Source organism: Candidatus Edwardsbacteria bacterium RifOxyA12_full_54_48 (assembly GCA_001777915.1).
Classification (GTDB): Bacteria; Edwardsbacteria; AC1; order AC1; family EtOH8; genus UBA2226.
Map to the genome: position 1 here is coordinate 65120 of MFFN01000005.1, position 18091 is coordinate 83210.

At 55.1% G+C, this 18091-nt stretch carries 12 protein-coding genes; 10 read left to right on the plus strand and 2 right to left on the minus strand.

The features are described from left to right. Positions 1–40: 40 nt before the first annotated feature. Positions 41–1105, minus strand: a complete 1065-nt coding sequence (locus tag A2273_08745) for a type IV pili twitching motility protein PilT (GenBank protein OGF07017.1) — start codon at positions 1103–1105, stop codon at positions 41–43. 3 nt (positions 1106–1108) lie between these two features. After that, complete coding sequence (locus A2273_08750; protein ID OGF07018.1) at positions 1109–2173, minus strand: type IV pili twitching motility protein PilT; 1065 nt, start codon at positions 2171–2173, stop codon at positions 1109–1111. A 140-nt stretch (positions 2174–2313) separates the two neighbouring features. Here A2273_08750 and A2273_08755 point away from each other — a divergent pair, with 140 nt between their 5' ends. From A2273_08755 to A2273_08800, 10 genes are all read left to right on the plus strand, one after another. Next, positions 2314–3612 (plus strand): hypothetical protein, encoded by a 1299-nt coding sequence (locus A2273_08755; protein ID OGF07019.1) that lies wholly within the window; start codon positions 2314–2316, stop codon positions 3610–3612. Next, positions 3605–7048, plus strand: coding sequence for a hypothetical protein (locus A2273_08760; protein OGF07020.1), 3444 nt, complete (start codon positions 3605–3607; stop codon positions 7046–7048). The genes A2273_08755 and A2273_08760 overlap by 8 nt, the downstream gene beginning before the upstream one ends. Before the next feature lie 45 nt (positions 7049–7093). Then, positions 7094–7471 carry a hypothetical protein gene (locus A2273_08765; protein ID OGF07021.1) on the plus strand — a complete coding sequence of 126 codons (378 nt, stop codon included), beginning with the start codon at positions 7094–7096 and terminating at the stop codon, positions 7469–7471. Next, positions 7471–8799, plus strand: coding sequence for a hypothetical protein (locus A2273_08770; GenBank protein ID OGF07022.1), 1329 nt, complete (start codon positions 7471–7473; stop codon positions 8797–8799). The genes A2273_08765 and A2273_08770 overlap by 1 nt, the downstream gene beginning before the upstream one ends. A gap of 96 nt (positions 8800–8895) precedes the next feature. Next, positions 8896–10911 carry a hypothetical protein gene (locus A2273_08775; GenBank protein OGF07023.1) on the plus strand — a complete coding sequence of 672 codons (2016 nt, stop codon included), beginning with the start codon at positions 8896–8898 and terminating at the stop codon, positions 10909–10911. Continuing rightward, complete coding sequence (locus A2273_08780) at positions 10889–12622, plus strand: hypothetical protein (GenBank protein ID OGF07024.1); 1734 nt, start codon at positions 10889–10891, stop codon at positions 12620–12622. Before A2273_08775 ends, A2273_08780 begins: the two co-directional genes overlap by 23 nt. A gap of 26 nt (positions 12623–12648) precedes the next feature. Continuing rightward, the gene (locus A2273_08785; protein OGF07025.1) at positions 12649–13167 is read left to right on the plus strand and encodes a cob(I)yrinic acid a,c-diamide adenosyltransferase; all 519 of its coding nucleotides are present in this window, start codon (positions 12649–12651) and stop codon (positions 13165–13167) included. 52 nt (positions 13168–13219) lie between these two features. Further along, positions 13220–14581, plus strand: coding sequence for a hypothetical protein (locus A2273_08790; GenBank protein OGF07026.1), 1362 nt, complete (start codon positions 13220–13222; stop codon positions 14579–14581). Then, complete coding sequence (locus A2273_08795) at positions 14582–15901, plus strand: hypothetical protein (protein ID OGF07027.1); 1320 nt, start codon at positions 14582–14584, stop codon at positions 15899–15901. It begins immediately after the preceding gene. Between the two features lie 508 nt (positions 15902–16409). After that, positions 16410–18080: a DNA methylase gene (locus A2273_08800; GenBank protein OGF07028.1), complete on the plus strand. Its 1671-nt coding sequence runs from the start codon at positions 16410–16412 to the stop codon at positions 18078–18080. Positions 18081–18091: the final 11 nt, after the last annotated feature.

Consider the following 18091-nt stretch of genomic DNA (forward strand, 5'->3'; position numbering starts at 1 on the left):
GGCTGGATAAAACTCCAGCCGTTTGTCATTAGTTAAATTTTTACGCCGAAAGGCTCTTCAATACCATCTGCAGATTATCGGGATCGCCGGACTTGCTCATGGCCTCGTCCAGGGTGATGATATTTTTGCGGCACAGGTTGGCCAGAGACATGTTAAGGGTGGTCATCCCCTGTTTGATGCTGGTCTGGATAAGGCTTTGCAGCTGATAGGTCTTGCCCTCCCGGATCAGGTTCCGGACGGCGCCGGAGCCGGTCATAACCTCGAAGGCGGCCACCCGGCCCTTGCCGTCGGCCCTCTTTACCAGGATCTGGGAGATGACGGCCACGAAGTTCACCGCCACCTGCATTCGTATCTGTTCCTGCTGATGCATGGGGAAGACGTCGATGATGCGGTCCACCGTCTGGACGGCGTCGGTGGTATGCAGGGTGGCCAGCACCAAATGGCCGGTCTCGGCCGCGGTAATGGCCAGGGCGATGGTCTCCAGATCCCGCATCTCGCCGATCAGGATCACATCGGGATCCTGCCGCAAGACGTACTTCAAGGCATCGGCAAAGGTCAGGGTGTCGCGCCCCAGCTCCCGCTGGTTGACGATGGCTTTCTTGTCGCTATGGACGAATTCGATGGGATCCTCAACCGTCATGATATGACAGGGGTCATGGGCGTTGCGGTAATCTATCATGGCAGCCTGGGTGGTGGACTTGCCGCAGCCAGCCGGCCCGGTTATCAGCACCAGGCCGCGGGGCCTCAGGGAGACCTCTTTTACGATGGGGGGAAACCCCAGTTCGTCTATGGTGGGGATCTTCTCGGGGATCAGCCGGAAGACTATCCCCAGGGAGTTGCGCTGCTGGAAAAGGTTGACCCGGAAGCGTCCGGTGCCGGGGAGGTTGTAGGCAAAATCCAATTCCAGCTCCTGGCCGAATCTCTGGGCCTGGGCCGGGGTGATGATGGTCATCAAAAATCTCTTGACGTCATCGGGGCTGATGGATGGCATTTTGCAGGGGGACAGGTCGCCGTTTACCCGGAGCAGGGGCGGGCTGCCCACCTTGATCTGCATGTCGGAGGCCCCCTGTTCGGCCATCATTTTTAACAGGTCGGCAATTTCCATGTCTTAAAAAGCCTTCATCGCTAATTTTTCAAACTCCTGGGGGTTGGTCGACTTGGCCATGGCCTCCTCGATGGTCACCAGGCCCTTTTGGTAGAGCTCCTTGAGGCAGGAATCCAGGGTGTTCATGCCGAACTTTCCCCCGCTCTGGAGGACGCTGAATATCTGGTGGGTCTTGCCCTCCCGGATGATGCTGCGGATGGCAGGCATGCAGACCAGCACCTCATAACCCACCACCCGGCCCTTGCCGTCCACCCGGGGCAGCAGGGTCTGGGAGTAGATGGCCTGGAGGGTGGTGGAGAGTTGCAGCCTGACCTGCTGCTGCTGGCCCGGCGGGAAAACGTCGATGATCCGGTCGATGGTCTGGGCGGCGTCGGCGGTATGCAAAGTGGCCATCACCAAATGGCCGGTCTCGGCCGCGGTAATGGCCAGAGAGATGGTCTCCAGGTCCCGCATCTCGCCCACCAGGATGATATCCGGGTTCTGACGCATCACGTGTTTCAGGGCGTTGGCGAAGGAGTGGGTGTCGATGCCCACCTCGCGCTGGTTGATGCAGGCCTTTTTATCGCGGTGCAGGAACTCGATGGGGTCCTCCACCGTCATGATGTGGCAGGAACGATTCTCGTTGATATAATCTATCATGGCCGCCAGGCTGGTGGATTTCCCGCTGCCGGTGGGTCCGGTCACCAGGACCAGCCCCCGGGGCAGCATGCAGATCTTCTTCATGTTCTGGGGCAGCCCCAGGTCGTCGATGCTTTTTATCAGAAGGGGGATGACCCGGAGGACCGATCCCAGGGACTGCTTCTGGCGGAAGACATTGACCCGGAAACGGGAAACGCCGGGAATGGAGTAGGACATGTCAAGTTGGTGGGTCTTCTCGAAACGCTCCCGGCGTTCCTGGTTCATGATCTCGTAAAGCAGTTCCTGGGTGTCGTCGGGGGTCATCACCGGAAGGCTGGAACGGACCAGCTGGCCATGGATCCGGTATACCGGCGGCTCCCCGGATTTGATATGCAGATCCGAGCCCTGCTGGGTGACCAGCAATCTCAACAGTTCATCTATTTTGGGCATGTTTTCGCATAGTAAATTATCGGCTGAAAACCACTTAGCCGGCATCAAGCTGTCGGCTCAGGTTTAGTTTAACAGACTGTTTTGACAAAGTCAAGAAAAACTTATTGACTTTTAGCATAAATTTGGTATAGTTACTAGATATGGGAAAGCAGGGAAAAGACACCATCATCCTTCCGGCCGACCGGCTGCGGAAAATACTGGGGGCCATGGCCAGCAGCTGGGGCTTTGAGATAGTTTTTCTTGATGCCGGAGACGGCAAAGACAGGCAGCCGGGAGCCAAAAATATCCGGGTTGTCGAACTGGATGATTTCAGGCAGCGGATAGCGCTATCCGGGCCGGCCGAGTTGATGGACCGGATGAACGATGCCATAGTCAAGCTGGCGGACATCATCTCCGAACAGGAGCTGGAGAGCATCTCCCTGACCGAGGAGATAGTGGAGAGGTATCAGCAGCTGTCGCTGTTGTTCGAGATGAGCGACCGGCTGGGGGCGGCCAGGGATAATCAGAGCAGGATGAAGGCCATTCTGGAGACCGCCATAGATGCGGTGGGTGCGGTAGGCGGCTGCCTGTTGATGAAAAACAGCCAGGAACACTGGTGTTGGGTCAATCGGGAAAAAGTGGAGTCCGAAAAACTGGCCCAGCTGGCGGCAGAGACCATAGAACACACAAAAAATTTTGTCGAGGAAAACAGGCATTGCGCCCTGTTGCTCAGGGTCAGCCGGGGAGACATAATCGGTTCCCTGGTGCTGGGCCCCAAAGCAAAGGCCGCCTACCGCTCGGGCGACATAAAGCTCCTGACCACGCTGGGGGCCTATGCTTCCCTGCTTTTGGAGAGCGGTCGGCTTTACGAGGACCTGGAATCCCTGTTCTTCAGCACCATCAAGAGCATGATCGAGGCGGTCGATGCCAAGGATCCCAGCACCAGGGGCCATTCCGAGAGGGTGCGGCGGTACTCCCACATCATAGGCCAGGGCCTGAATTTCGGCCCGGAAGAACTGAAAAGCCTGGAGCTGGCGGCCTTGCTGCATGACGTGGGAAAGATCGGCCTGCCGGACATCATCCTCAACAACGAAAAGGAATACCTGTCCGAGACCCAGTGGGAGCTGGTCAGGATGCATCCCGAGATAGGTGTCTCCATCCTGTCCCATGTGGCCCAGCTGAAATCCATACTGCCGGCCATCGGCCAGCATCACGAGAGGTTCGACGGGCAGGGCTATCCCAACGGCATCGACGGGGAGGATATCACCCTGTTTGCCAGGATCATCGCGGTGGCCGATTCCTTCGACGCCATGACCATGAATCGTACCTACCGCACCCGTTTTTCGCTGGACAAGGCCCTAAAAGAGCTCAGCCAGAATTCCGGCAGCCAATTCGATCCGCAGCTGGTGAAGCTGTTCATAGCCAATATAAAAAAGACGGAGATCAAGCTTGATGGCTGAGAGACAAGACCCTGCCACTCTGCAAAACAAGGTGTTGAGCGAATCCCTGAGGCTGTCACAGGTTTTGTCCGGGGAACCCGGGCCGGCCAAGATATTGCAGGAAGTGGGGCAATCGATCAAGGAGGCTCTGGGATACAAGGTAATAGTCTTAAGCCTTTATGAAAATGATATCGGCGCTTTCAAGCCTCTGTGGATGGAATCGGTGGACCCGGATACAGGCACTGAACTTTTAACCAGCCCCAATCCCCTTATCAGGACCCAGCTTTTAACAGAGGACTTCCTTCGGTCGGGAAGCTATATCATCAAAGCCGATCATCCGGTCTGGGAGGGGATGAAAGCATCCCGTTACCTCCCGGGCCTGGGGGAGGAAGCACTGAACGGAAGCGGGGATGTGATACTGAATCCGATCTTCAGTTCGGGGACTGCCATGATCGGACTGATAATGGTTGTGGTGAAGGATGCTGAAACGGACACCGATCAGGTTGAGTACCTTTCCTATTTTTCCCGATTAGCCGGCTGTGCCTTGGAGAGAGGATTGCTGTATCTGCAACGGGAGGAGAACAGCAATTTCAACCGGATATTGATCCAGACCGTGGAGAAACTGGAAAAGATCAGCGACCCCGGCCATTTTTGGCAGACCATAGCCGAGAATATCGGGACGGCCCTCAAGGGGTTTGAACTGGTGGTTTCGATAGCCAATCAGGAGGGCAGTTATTATGTCCATCCCCTGGTACTGAGGGATGGGAAGCAGATGGATGGGTTGACCTCGGTTGACGGCGCCTGGCTGGACCGGGTGGCCGAACAGGGGCCCCAGACCGAGCTGATCACGGTCCATCCGGAAAAACCAGCAGTGATTAAAATGGGCTGGCCCCTGGAGATAGAAAAAGAATCCCTGGGCGTTTTGACAGTCACCGGTCTCAATTCCGGGGAGATGGACCGGCCCACCGCCGATTTTCTGGGCATGATGGCCACCCAGATCGCTCTGGCCCTGTTCCGGGTGCGTTCCGTAGACGAGTGGACGTCGCGCAAAGAGGTGCTGGAGGCCTATATCAAGAATATCGATGATGCGGTCCTGATAGTAGACTCGATCAAACGAATAGTTTTTGTCAATAACTCCGCCCAGCAGCTGACTGATCTGCGGCAGGGGGGCATCGACAAACTTCCCCTTAACCAAAGCGATAAAGAATGGCTTTCCACCGCCCTGGATGATGTCTCAAAGGGGGTAACCAAAGAAGCCGGAAAAAAGATAATCATCAAGGACAGTTACTGCTCCATTGGGATAAAAGGGTTTTTTGACGAAAAAAAATATACCGGATCCATCATTAAAATCCACAGCCTTAAGCAGGAGGGGCTGGAATATTTCAAAGAACTGGCCGGGATGGTAGCGGCCCTGGAGGACGTGGAGCTGCTTCCCCAGATACTTTTAAAGGCGGTCAGGCATTTCGTGGATTTCGATGCCGGCTCGATATTATTTCGGGAACGGGGCGACAGCTTCAGGTTTTTGGCCAGCCAGGGGACGATGATCGACCACGATCCGGACATGACTTTTAATCTGATTACCGGGTTGGCCGAAGCCGCCATCAATGAGGGGCGCACCCTGGGCTTGGCGGGGAAAGAGGGGTCCCTGGCAGAGGGGCTGGGAATTTCCGGGATGGAAAAACCCCTGGCCGGAGCCCGCTCGGTGCTGGTAACCCCCTTGATATTCAAGGGCCAAAATACCGGATTGATGGTCCTTTCCAAAAAAGATCAGGCCGCCTACCCCGAAACCAACGTGGCCATGATAGATGAATTAAGCACCGGGCTCTCTAAAATATTATGGCAGATAGGAGTAGCCAGCAAGCTTAAGCAGGAAAATGCCCTGCGAACCAAACTGTACGAAATAGGTTTTGCTTCGGGCTCGGTGCTTCAGGTCGGCAGCCTGCTGAACCTGATGATCAGGACCATCGCCAAAGAGCTTAAGATCGACGAGATGGGCATTTATTTTTTCGACGAGGTCCTGGGGGAATGGAACGGCAAAGCCATTCAGTCCACCGGCAAAAACGGCGGTTTTTTGGAATTGATGAAGAGTTCTGGAATAAAGCTGGATTACGAGAGGTTGTCGGAGATCAAGGAGATCACGGCCACGGTCATAGCCCGGGGAGAACCGGAGATAGTTCCCGACCTTAAATCTGACCCCCGTTTTCTGTCAGCCGGGCATTACCAAGGCCTGCGGTCCGGGCTATGGCTGCCGCTGAAGCTGAAGGATAAGCCGATAGGTGCGATCAGCGCCCTGTCCAAGCAGATCAGCTATTTCGGACATGATGATCTGACCCTTCTCCAGGAGCTCTCCCCCTTGGTCACTTTCGCCCTGAGGAGCGCCGTTCTTTACGAGGAGATTCGCCGGGAAGGCAGCCGGGTAGGGGCTATCATAAACTCCATGCCCGAGGGTTTGCTGATGGTGGACTCTCATTTCAAAGTGATCATGAGCAATGAGGGGTTTGAGGGATTGTGGGGTTTGAAGCAGACCATCCGGCCGGGGGCCGCCCTGCAGGAGGGTATTTTATCTTTATTGACAAACAATCTGGCGAACCCCAGGGGTTTGATAGATTTTTTCCAGGATTGCGCCATTTCCACCACCGGTGTGGTCACTCCGGTGGAGTTGGAGCTTAAGAACGGCAAGCACCTGAAGATCAGCTCCTTTCCGGTGGAGGAGCTGGATCGGCCGCGAACCGGCCTGGTGATACTGAGCCAGGACATAACCACCGAACACCAGATCGCCGAACTGAGGCAGGAATTCGTGGGCATGTTATCCCATGATCTGCGAAACCCGCTGGCCGCCATAATTGCCACCCTGGAGCTGGCCCTGGACGGGAGCCTGGGAGAGCTGAACGAAAATCAGAACCAGTTCTTAGGCAACGCCATGAACGACAGCCGGCGGATGCTTGAGATGCTTAATGACTTTCTGGACGGTTATAAATACGATGCCGTTGAGATCAAACTGGAGAAAATAAACTTTGACATCGCCCAGCTGATATCCAAACTGGTGGCCGATTTCTCCCCCCTGGCCCGAGAGCGGAATATCGAGCTTCTACAGGAAACGTCCCCCACTATCACAATTACCGGGGACGAAGGCAAGCTGGCCCGGGTGATATCAAACCTGCTCTCCAATGCGCTGAAATTCACCCCCCGGGGAGGAACCATCATTCTTAAGAGTGCTGAACGTACCGACAGCGTTGAGATCGCCGTCAGCGATACCGGGGAAGGCATTTCCGCCGAGGACAAGGAAAAGGTGTTTGAAAAATTCTACCAGGTTGAGAAACGCCGGCACGGACGGAAGACCGGCACCGGCCTGGGTCTGCCGCTGTGCAAAAAACTGGTTGAGGCCCACGGCGGAAAAATATGGGTGGAGAGCCAGGTGGGGAAGGGCAGCAGATTTATTTTCAGCCTGCCCCGATAATAACCAAGTACAAAATTTCTAAATAAAAGATCAAGAGGTGAGATAATGGCCAAAAAAATCATGGTGGTGGATGATGAACCCTACATTGCCAGGGTGATCAAATTCAAGCTAGAGCAGGAGGGGTATACCGTCATTTCAGCCAATGACGGCCAGAGCGGCCTGCAGAAGATCAAGGAAGAGAAGCCGGACATGGTTTTGTTGGATGTAATGATGCCCGGGCTTTCCGGTTATGAGGTATGTCAAAAGATCAGAGAGGATGCCGAGCTGGCCGGCATTCCAGTGGTAATCCTGACCGCCAAGGGCCAGGAGCGGGACCGGGAGCAGGGGTTATCGATGGGGGCCAGCGACTATATCACCAAACCATTCAGCCCCAACCGGCTTCTGGAACTGGTGAAAAGCATGATAGGGGACGCCAAGCAATAATGTTGCACCTTTTATGGCTTTTATCCCTGCCCTTTGCGGCAATGATGCTTTTTCTGCCGGGAAGCCTGCTCCTGAAGATCTCGGCTTTTAGCGCTGCCTCTTTGCTGGGCGGGTGGGGCCTGATCTTGTTTTCCAGGCAAAAGAAACAGCTCTATGCTTTGCAACAGGCGCAAAGGGAATGCGACGCTCTTAAGGAGAATATCCAAAACCAGCAGCGCATCAGCGGGCAGGAGGTGTCAAAACTAAAGGAGATCGTCGGATCGTCAAAGAAACAACTGGAGGAGGCCAGCAAATACGAGCAGGTATTGAACCAGCAGCCGATCGGCCTGATACTGGCGGATTACGAAGGCAGTATTTTGTTTGCCAATCCCGGCATGGAAGATATTACCGGGTGGACGGCCAAGGATATACTGGGCAAAAACTGGAATAGAGTATTCAAGAATTCCGGGAACGACATTACCGCCAAAATAGAGTCCTGTCTGGCTGATCAGGATAAGGCCGAAAAGGAGCAGGAGACGATCGTGGCCAAGGACGGCAAGGATATCACCATTAATTCCCGGCTCTGGAAATATGATTCGGGAAAGAACCTGGGTTGGGTTTTCATGCCCACCAGCCCGGCGGTGGATTTCAACAAATTAAGGGATGAATTCGTCACCAACATCTCCCACGAATTGCGGACTCCCTTGACGGTGATAAAGGGCTATGCGGAAATTTTGTATGACGAAGCGAAGAAAACCGATCAGCAGAATGCCGAGTTGACGAAAGTGGTGCTGGACGAGAGCGAACGCCTGGCAAACATCCTTGATTCGATTTTGAATTTCCGCTATGCCAGCTCGGGACAGATAGGTTTGAGGAAGGAAAAGGTTGATGTTCTGGGCCTGCTGAATACGGTGGTCAACGACCTGAGCCATAAGGCCCAGAAAAAGAACATTAAAATTATAAAAAAATTCCCGGAGAGCGTTTCCCCGGCCAAGGGAGACATCAATGCCTTAAGATTCGCCTTCAGTCAGATACTGGACAATGCCGTGAAATTCACCAATGAAGGCGGCAGCGTGACCGTTGAAACCGGCGGCTGGCGGCTGGAGGAAGGCCTTTGGAAGATGGAGATAAACTTCATCGACACCGGAGTGGGCATCTCGGCCCAGGATCTGCCGCATATTTTTGAAAAATTCTACCGCACCGACCAAAAGGTGCACACCCTTCAGGGCACGGGCATCGGGCTGTCGCTTTGCAAGGAGATCATAGAGACCAACGGCGGCAGCATAGCCGTGGAAAGCATCGTCGACAAGGGCAGCCATTTCTCGGTAAGCCTGCCGATGTCGGATTAGAGACGGCATATCAGGAGCAACATTTGAAGTCCGGGGCCAGCGTCCCGGATTTTAAAATATCCTTGTCACCGGATGAGAGAATACCAAATCAGGGTCATGATTTCAGAGGATAAAAAAAATAAATTTCGGGAGTTAGTTCCCTTGGGGGCTATCTTTCTGGCGGCTTTCGCGGTCCGGTTAATTTACCTGCTCAAAGTAAAGGACCTGCCTTTCTATATCTTCCCCCTGGGAGATTCCGCGGTATATTACCAGAGAGCCCAGGAAATATTGTCGGGGAAGATACTAAGCCCAGAAGTCCCGTTCCTGGGCTCGGTCTTTTACCCCTATTTCATGTCCGCCATTCTCCTGCTCTCCCGGCACAGCCTTTTTTGGGTGTCCCTGATCCAGATAATCATCGGCAGTCTTACCTGCCTGTTCACCTATCAGCTTTCGCTGAAGCTGTCGAAAAGCAGGATCGCAGCCTTACTATCGGGTTTTACGGCCGCTTTTTACGGGCCCCTGGTTTTCCTAGACGCCGACCTGCTGATGATATCCATCACCGTGATGGCAGTGGCCGGAGGTTTGCTGCTTTTGCTGAAGGCCCGGGAGGATAAAAAAGCCAGATGGGCACTGGCAGCCGGGCTGCTGCTGGGGCTGGCCTGCCTGGACCGGGCCAACCTAATGTTATTCATACCGGTGGCGGCGGCTTGCCTTTACTCCCGTCGGTCAGAGGAAAAATTTAATCCGGCTTTTGCAGCGCTGTTCTTGACGGGACTGCTGGCGGTGATCCTGCCGGTGACCATCAGTAATTCCCTGCATAATAGGGACCTGGTGCTGACTGGTTCCAACCTGGGGGTGAATTTTTACATCGGAAATAACCAGGAGGCCCGGGGGGTTTTTCTGCTGCCGGAAGGGTCCGGTCTGGAGAATTCCGATCTTTACCAAAGCTCCAAGGCGGTTGCCGAAAAGGAGGCCGGGCGGGAACTGAAACCGTCCCAGGTCTCCCGCTATTGGCTGGGGCGGGGGCTGCAGTTCGTCAAGTCCCATCCGCTGGAGGAGGCCCGGCTGATCCTTCGGAAGGGCGGACTGTTCTTCAACGCCTACGAGATACCCAACCACCTAAATTTCTATTTCATTAAAAGAGAATATGCCCCGGTTCTTAACATCGCCTTTTTGGGGTTTTGGCTGATTGGTCCCCTGGCTCTGGCCGGTATATTCTGGCTGATAAGGGGGGGGATCAACCGCGCCGGAATGCTGGGCCTGTTGTTTTTGGCAGCATATCTGATATCCCTGTTGCCATTTTTTATAACCGACCGTTACCGTCTTCCGATAGTGCCGGTGATGATAATATTTGCCTGGGATCTGGTGGCCAGGATGGCCTCCCATCTCCGGCTCCGACATTACAGTGTTTTAGCCGCCCAGCTTTTGACCATAGGGCTGATGGCCCTGTTGGTCAACCTGCCGGTCCAGGAGTTCCCCTACAGTTCTGACCGGATAGAGGTCTCCCGGACTTATCTGGAAAGGGCCATGGCTCAAAAGGACCCCGGGGGGAGCGACATCCGCCGGGCGGTGGAGGGTCTCAAATGGGCCTTGGAATCCTCCCAACCCTTCGATCCTTGGATGGCCCCAGGGCACTTCCATATGGCCCGGGCCTATGCCTACTTGGGATATTATTCCGGTGCTGTTGGGGAGTTGGAGAAATTGAAGCGGCTAAAGGGGGAAAATTCCCCGGCCGATGAGGCTCTACGGCTGGTGCGGGAGGAATATGAGCGCACCGGCGATCTGGTAACGGTCGGAGAGATCCCCCAGACCCCCTTTGAAAGGGCCCGGGAACTGACATCTGCCGGAGACTATCTTGCTGCCATTTCTATCTACCGGGAGATCCTGGAGCGGGACCCATTCCACCTGGGGGCCATCAACCACCTGGGACTGATATTCTATGATCAGGGACAGTACCACCTGGCCCTGGGGGTACTGGACCGGGGCTTGGAAAATCTGCCGGACAGCGAGCTGCTGACTAAAAACATCTGCCAGGTCTACCGCCGAATGGGCCGGGAACAGACAGCCCAGGATATCTGGAAAAGGTTCAGGGAAAGAAACCAGAATACAAATGAAAAATCCTCCGCCATATAAAAGCGCTGCCATTATCGGGGTCTTTCTGACGATCCTCGCGGCAGGCAGCATTGCCGGGGCCGCCGTGGTGGTCAACGAATTCTGCTACCATCCCCACCCCAGCAACGACACCGGACTGGAGTGGATAGAACTTTACAATTCCGACTCCACCGAGCAGGACCTCTCCGGCTGGGACCTGTACCCCTCGCGCAGCCCGCATTTTGTCCTTCCTGCCGGGATCAAGATCGGGCCGCAGTCTTTTATCCTGATATATCTGCGGAGGGATGGCATCAATACCGGCGCCGAGATCTACGAGGGGACTGCCGGCATATCAAGCAACATGACCAACACCAGGGGCTCGATCGCCCTGTTCAGCAACAGCGAAAGGGATTCCATAATCGATTTCGTTGAGTACGGCGATGACAGCATGACCTACGAAGCCACCGCCGCCGCTGCCGGCATCTGGACCAGGGGCGTTTTCCTGGACACCGCCTTATGCAGCAATTCACTAGGGCTTATAAGCGACGGTTCTGATTCCAACCGCAAGGCCGACTGGAAGGAGTTTGTCAGGCCAACTCCCGGGCATACCAATCAGCCCTATCCGGTAGATATCGCTGTTTCAAGCATCCTTGTCTCTCCCGAAAGCATCCTGCCGGAAGGGGAGTTCACCCTTTCGGCCGAGATAGTCAACATGGGGCTGGACACCGCATATCTGCCGGTGATCGAAGTGTTCGAGGACAGGAACGGCGATTCCGTCCGGGATGCCGGCGAAAAACTGTTCGCTTCTTTGTCCTGGGACCTTTTAAGCGACAAGCGCACCGCCCTGGCCCAAATATCCGGGCTGGCCGAGGGACAATACGATCTGGCGGTGGCGGTCCGCTGCAGCAGCGAGAATTACACGGCCAATAATTACCGCAGTATCAGGATATGCGCCGGCAGTCCGGTGGCCATCAACGAGTTCCTGTATTATCCGGTCAGCGGCGCCGCCGAATGGTTAGAGTTATACAACCGTTCCGCCGGCCCAGTTAACATCAAGGGTTGGACGGTGGAGGACAATACCGGAGTTCTCCATACCATCGATCATTACGATCAGTTCATCCAGCCGGGCGGCTATTTGATCCTGACCTCCATAGACAACCAGCCGCTGGCCGGTTGTCTCCGCCTGGTGCCGGACGGCGGGCTGCCGTCGCTGAATGACGACGGGGATGTTTTAAAACTGAGGGATTCACGCCGGGTGCAGGATGACATGGTGCAGTACGACTCCGACTGGGGAAAAAGCCGGGGCAAGGCACTGGAAAGGGTCAACCAGTTTCTGCCCACGAACGCCTCTGCCAGCTGGGGATTGTCCCTGGATCCATTCGGTTCCACTCCCGGCAGGCAGAACAGCATCTACGCGGAAAATAATTGCGGCAATGCCGAGATCTCCGCCGGGCCAAACCCCTTTTCGCCCGACAACGACGGGCATGAGGACCGCACCATTTTCAGCTACCGGCTGCCGTGGAACCAAGGGGTGGTCAATATCTCTGTATTCGACCGGATGGGACGCCGGGTGCGGAGCCTGCTCAGCAATTATAGGTCGGTCAGGGAGGGGAATTACGCCTGGGACGGAAGGGACAATGACGGGAGGAAATGTCCCATGGGGATCTACGTGATCCTGCTGGAGGCCGGGGAGGCTTCCGGGAACGGCACCATCAAGGCAAAGGCCACGGTGGCGTTGGCCGGCAAATTATGATATTATTAATATAAGGATATTATCAAATGAAGGGCATGATCCAGGTTTACACCGGCAACGGAAAGGGCAAGACCACCGCTTCATTGGGGCTGGCCCTGCGGGCCTCGGGACAGAAGAAAAAGATCCTGATGATCCAGTTCATGAAGGGCAAGGTCAACTACGGGGAGCTTCGTTCCGCCAAAAAGCTGCCGGGCTTCACCATAAAACAATTCGGCCGGCCCAGCTTCGTGGACAAGAAGAACCCGGCCCCGGCCGACATCAAAGGGGCGGGCCAGGCGCTGGAGTTTGCCCAAAAATCCTTTGCCTCCGGCAAATATGATATCATCATCCTGGACGAACTGAACGTAGCTTTGGATTTCAATCTTGTTTCTCTCAAAGATGTGCTGGACTTGATAGCTACAAAGCCAGAGAAGGTGGAACTGATCATCACCGGGCGTTATGCCCATCCCAAGGTGATCAAACTGGCCGACCTGGTCTCGGAGGTCAAAGAAGTGAAGCACTATTATATGCAGGGGGTGCCGGCCAGGAAGGGGATAGAGTTTTAATACAAATTGCAAAAATCAAAATTCAAATATAAGTGTCTGAAAAAGGAGTTTCATGGAGAATCTGATCAAAAAAGCCCTGGGACTGGGGACGGTGGATTACCTGGAGATACGGCTGGAGGAGAGGGCCGTCACTTCGGTCAACTATGTGGGGCGGGAGTTGGAGAACGTCGGGGTCAACAACTTCTTCGGCGGCAACGTCCGGGCCCTGCACAAGGGCGGCTGGGGATTCTCCTCGTTCAATTCCCTGGAACAGCTGGACCAAAAGGTGGCCCAGGCTTGCCAGGCGGCCAGGCAGGTGGGCAAGAGCCGGTCCCAGCTGGCCAAGGTCAAGCCGGTTCGGGACCATGTCCGGGTCAGCTTGCCGGACGATCCCCGCAAAATATCGCTGGCCCAGAAAAAAGAGCTGACCGAGAGGTACAACGGCCTGATCATGGACTCGCCGGGCATCATCAGCTCCAACACCCGGTACGAGGACGTCTTCAAAAAGCAGACCTACGCCAACAGCGAGGGCAGCTATATCACCCAGGAAAGGATCTACTGCGGGGCGGCCTTTGCCGCGGTGGCCAAGGAGGGGGCCAACGTCCAGCGGGCCCATGCCTCGGTGGGAGACACCAGGGGATATAACACGGCCCTGGGCCAGGAGCCCAAGGCCGAGCAGGCGGTGCGGGACGCCTTAGGACTGGTCAAGGCGGAAAAGGTCTCCTCCGGTAAATATACGGTGGTGATAGATCCCATAATGTGCGGGGTTTTCGCCCACGAAGCCTTCGGGCACCTGTCCGAGGCCGACGAGATCTACCAGAACAAGGAGCTCCAGAAGCTGATGAAGCTGGAAACCCGTTTCGGCAACGACGACCTGACCATTCTGGACGACGCCACCCTGGTGGGCGAGCGCGGTTTCTACGCCTACGATGAGGAGGGGGTTCCCTCCGGCAAGAACTACCTGGTGAAGGACGGCTTGCTAGTGGGCCGTCTGCACTCCCGGGAGACCGCCGGGATAATGGGCGAGAAGCCCACCGGAAGCTCCCGGGCCATCAGCTACCAGTTCAAGCCCATCATCCGGATGGGCTGCACCTATATCGAGCCCCGGGGCTATGAATTCGAGCGGATGATCGGCGAGATAGAGAATGGACTATACGTGGTGTCGGCCCTGGGGGGTATGACCGAGACCGAGATGTTCACCTTCTCGGCCATGAAGGCCTACCGGATCATAAAGGGCAGGATCGGCCCGATGGTGCGGGACGTCATCCTGACCGGCAACGTCTTCACCACCCTCAAGAACATCGACGCCATCGGCAACGACCTGCAGCTGCACGGGGGCCTGGGGGGCTGCGGCAAGGGCGGGCAGATGCCCCTGCCGGTCTCGGATGGCGGGCCGCATATCAGGATAAAAGACGTAGTGATCGGAGGCAAATAGATGAAGAACATCATCGATACAATACTGTCCAAGTGCCGCAGCAGGGTACAGTCGGCCGAGGTTATAGCCTACCACGGGCAGTCGATGCCGGTGGAGTTCAGGGCCGGCAAGCTGCATTCGGTGGAACACAAGGAGAGTACCGGACTGGGCCTGAGGGTCATAAAAGAAGGTCAGATAGGCTTTTCCTCCACCACCGATCTGTCGAAATTAGACCAGCTGGTGGAAAATGCGGTGGCCAGCGCCGGTTTCGGGCAAAAGGCCTTCTTTGAATTTCCGGGCAAATGCGCCGTGCGCCGGGCCAAAATGTACGATCCCCGGCTGGAAAAGTATTCCTCCGATTCGGCCATCGCCGAGGGAAAGAAGAACATTGAAACACTCAAAGAGAAGGCCCCCAAGCTCAAACTGGATGTCACCCTGCGCAAGGACCTGACAGAGGTCTACATTGCCAACAGCAAAGGGCTGGATGTTTCCTACCGGAAGAGCGGTTTCTCCCACAGCATCTCCGGGATGGCGGTCACCCCCAACGGCCTGCTGTACGTGGGCGACGGCAGAAGCAGCTGCCAGCTGGTCCGGGAGGGGTCCAAGATGACCGGCAAGATCGCCAAACTCTACAGGGAGGCCCAGAAGCCGGCAGCGGTCGCCACCGGCAGCATGCCGGTGATCTTCTCCACCGACGCCGCCTATCTGCTGTGGCTGGCCATAGGGATGGGGGTCAACGGCAAGCAGGTGCAGAAGAAGGCCTCGCCCCTGACCGGCAAGATCGGCCGGAATATCCTGAATAAAAAGATCACCATCACCGACGACCCGGGCTACGAATATGCCGTGGGCTCCTCGCCCTACGACGACGAGGGGGTGTGCACCGCCAAAATGAAACTGTTCAACCAAGGGGTGCTCCAGGGCTTTATTTACGACCTGCAGACCGCTGGGATCCTGGGAGAGAAGTCCACCGGGCACGCCCAGCGGGATTTCAACAGCCTGCCGTCGCCGGGGGTCAGCAACCTGGTGATAAAACCGGGCACTGCCCGGCTGGCCGGGATGATAAAGGACATCAAATCCGGCATCATCGTCTACGATTTTCTGGGGGCCGGGCAGAGCAACCTGCTGGCCGGAGATTTTTCGGCCAATATCGCTTTGGGCTACAAGATAGAGAACGGGAAGATCGCCGGCCGGGTGAAGGACGTGATGATCTCGGGCAATGTTTACCAGATGCTCAAGGACCAGTTGGTGGAGCTGTCCGAGGACCAGGAGATGGTGGTGTCGCGGGGGAGTTTTGTCACCCCGGCGGTGATGTTCAAGGATGTGAATATAGCGGGGAAATAAGAGACCGCCCCTGATGGGGCGACCTAACCCCTGCCCCTTCCCGATGCGGGAAGGGGTTTTTTGTCGGCCAAATTACCGTAGGGGCAATTCATGAATTGCCCCTACCTGCATGCCCGCCCAATGTGTCATTCCCGTGGAAATGGGAATCCAGGATTTATTACCACAAAGCGCACAAAGAACACAGAGAATTTTATTCTGGCAAATAATCATTGCAAGAGAAACATCTAAGGTTGGCAAATTATCGTAGGGACACGATGCATCGTGTCCCTACCAGCATGCCCGGCAGGGTTGACCGCCCCTGGCGGGGCGACCCCTCCCTCGTCCCCTCCCCGCGACGGAGAGGGACCTTTTATGCCCCTTCCCGTAGCGGGAAGGGGTAGGGGTTGGGTCATAATACCACGCCCGGCGGAAACCGGCCCAAAATAAAATAGCAACAAAACCAAGATTCCCCGTTGACTTTTATTAGGGTTTGGATATATCATATGTTAACTTTGTTTGCGGAGATATTATGGAAAACAGGCTTTACTATGGCGACAACCTTGACATTTTACAGCGGCACATAGCCGATGAAAGCGTGGATCTGGTTTATCTTGACCCGCCGTTTAACAGCAATGCCAATTACAACGTGCTTTTTAAGGAGAAGGACGGCAGCCAGGCGGCTTCGCAGATAAGGGCTTTTGAAGACACCTGGTCCTGGGACCAGGAAGATGAGAGCGTTTTTGCCGAAATGGTTACCAAGGGCGGCAAGGTGGCCGATTGTTTGCAGGCCTTTAGAACCTTCATGGGGCCGTGCGACATGCTGGCCTATTTGGTGATGATGGCCCCCAGGCTGGTTGAGTTGAGAAGGGTGATGAAAAGCACGGCCAGTATTTATTTGCATTGTGACCCAAGCGCTTCTCACTATTTGAAAATGCTATTGGATGCTGTCTTCGGGCCTGAAAAATTTCTAAATGAAATAATATGGAAAAGAACAAGTGCACATTCAGGCTCAAAAAGGTGGGGGCCGGTACATGATGTAATTTTATACTATTCTAAAGACAAGGATGTTCTTTGGAATACTATCTATCAGGATTATACGGAAGAATACCTTGAAAACTTTTACAACCATACTGATGAAAAAGGCAGGTATAGGCTTGGGGATTTAACAGGCGCAGGTACACGGACTGGAGATTCTGGAAAGCCTTGGCGTGGTGTAAACCCAACAGAAATTGGTAGACATTGGGGTGTACCTAATAAAGTAATTGAAATCATGCTCGGCAAAAAAGGGCTTGCACTTTCTGTGCAGGAAAAACTAGATGTTCTTGATAAAGAAGGGTTAATATATTGGCCACCGAAGGGTAAAACACCTGCTTTCAAAAGATACCTAAATGAAAATGCTGGTGTACCTATCGTAGATGTAATAACAGATATTAATCCAATAGGGGCACAAGCAACTGAGCGACTTGGTTACCCAACACAAAAACCAGAATCTTTACTGGAACGTATTATTCTGGCTTCCAGCAACGAGGGCGATATTGTACTTGATCCCTTCTGCGGGTGCGGCACAACCATTGCGGCGGCGCAGAAGCTGGGCCGAATTTGGATAGGAATAGATATCACCCATATGGCCATAACCCTGATGAAGAAACGCCTGCTGGACACCTTTGGCGGAGAAGCAAAGTTCAAGGTTTTGGGCGAGCCGACCAGTCTGCCGGATGCGGCGGCTTTGGCCGAGAGCGACCAGTACCAGTTCCAGTGGTGGGCCTTGGGCCTGGTGGACGCCCGTCCGGTGGAGCAGAAGAAAGGCGCCGACAAGGGCATTGACGGCAAGATAGTCTTTCAGGGTGATGCGCCGGGGGTGTTCGAGAATGTGGTGATCTCGGTAAAGGCCGGGCATTTGAACGCCAACCATATAAGGGACCTGCGGGGCGTGGTGGAACGTGAGAAGTCGGCCATTGGGGTGCTGATAGCCATGGAGGAGTTTACCAAGCCCATGCAGACCGAGGCGGCCACGGCGGGGTTTTACGAATCTGCCACCTGGGGCAAGAAATATCCCAAGATACAACTGCTGACCATTGAGGAACTGCTGGCAGGGAAGAAGATTGAGATGCCGCCGATCAAACAGGTGGAGGCGACCTTCAAGAAGGCCGGGAAGGTGAAGGGGGGGAAGGGCAAGCAGTTGAAGATGGTGGATGGGTGAGTTAATGGTGA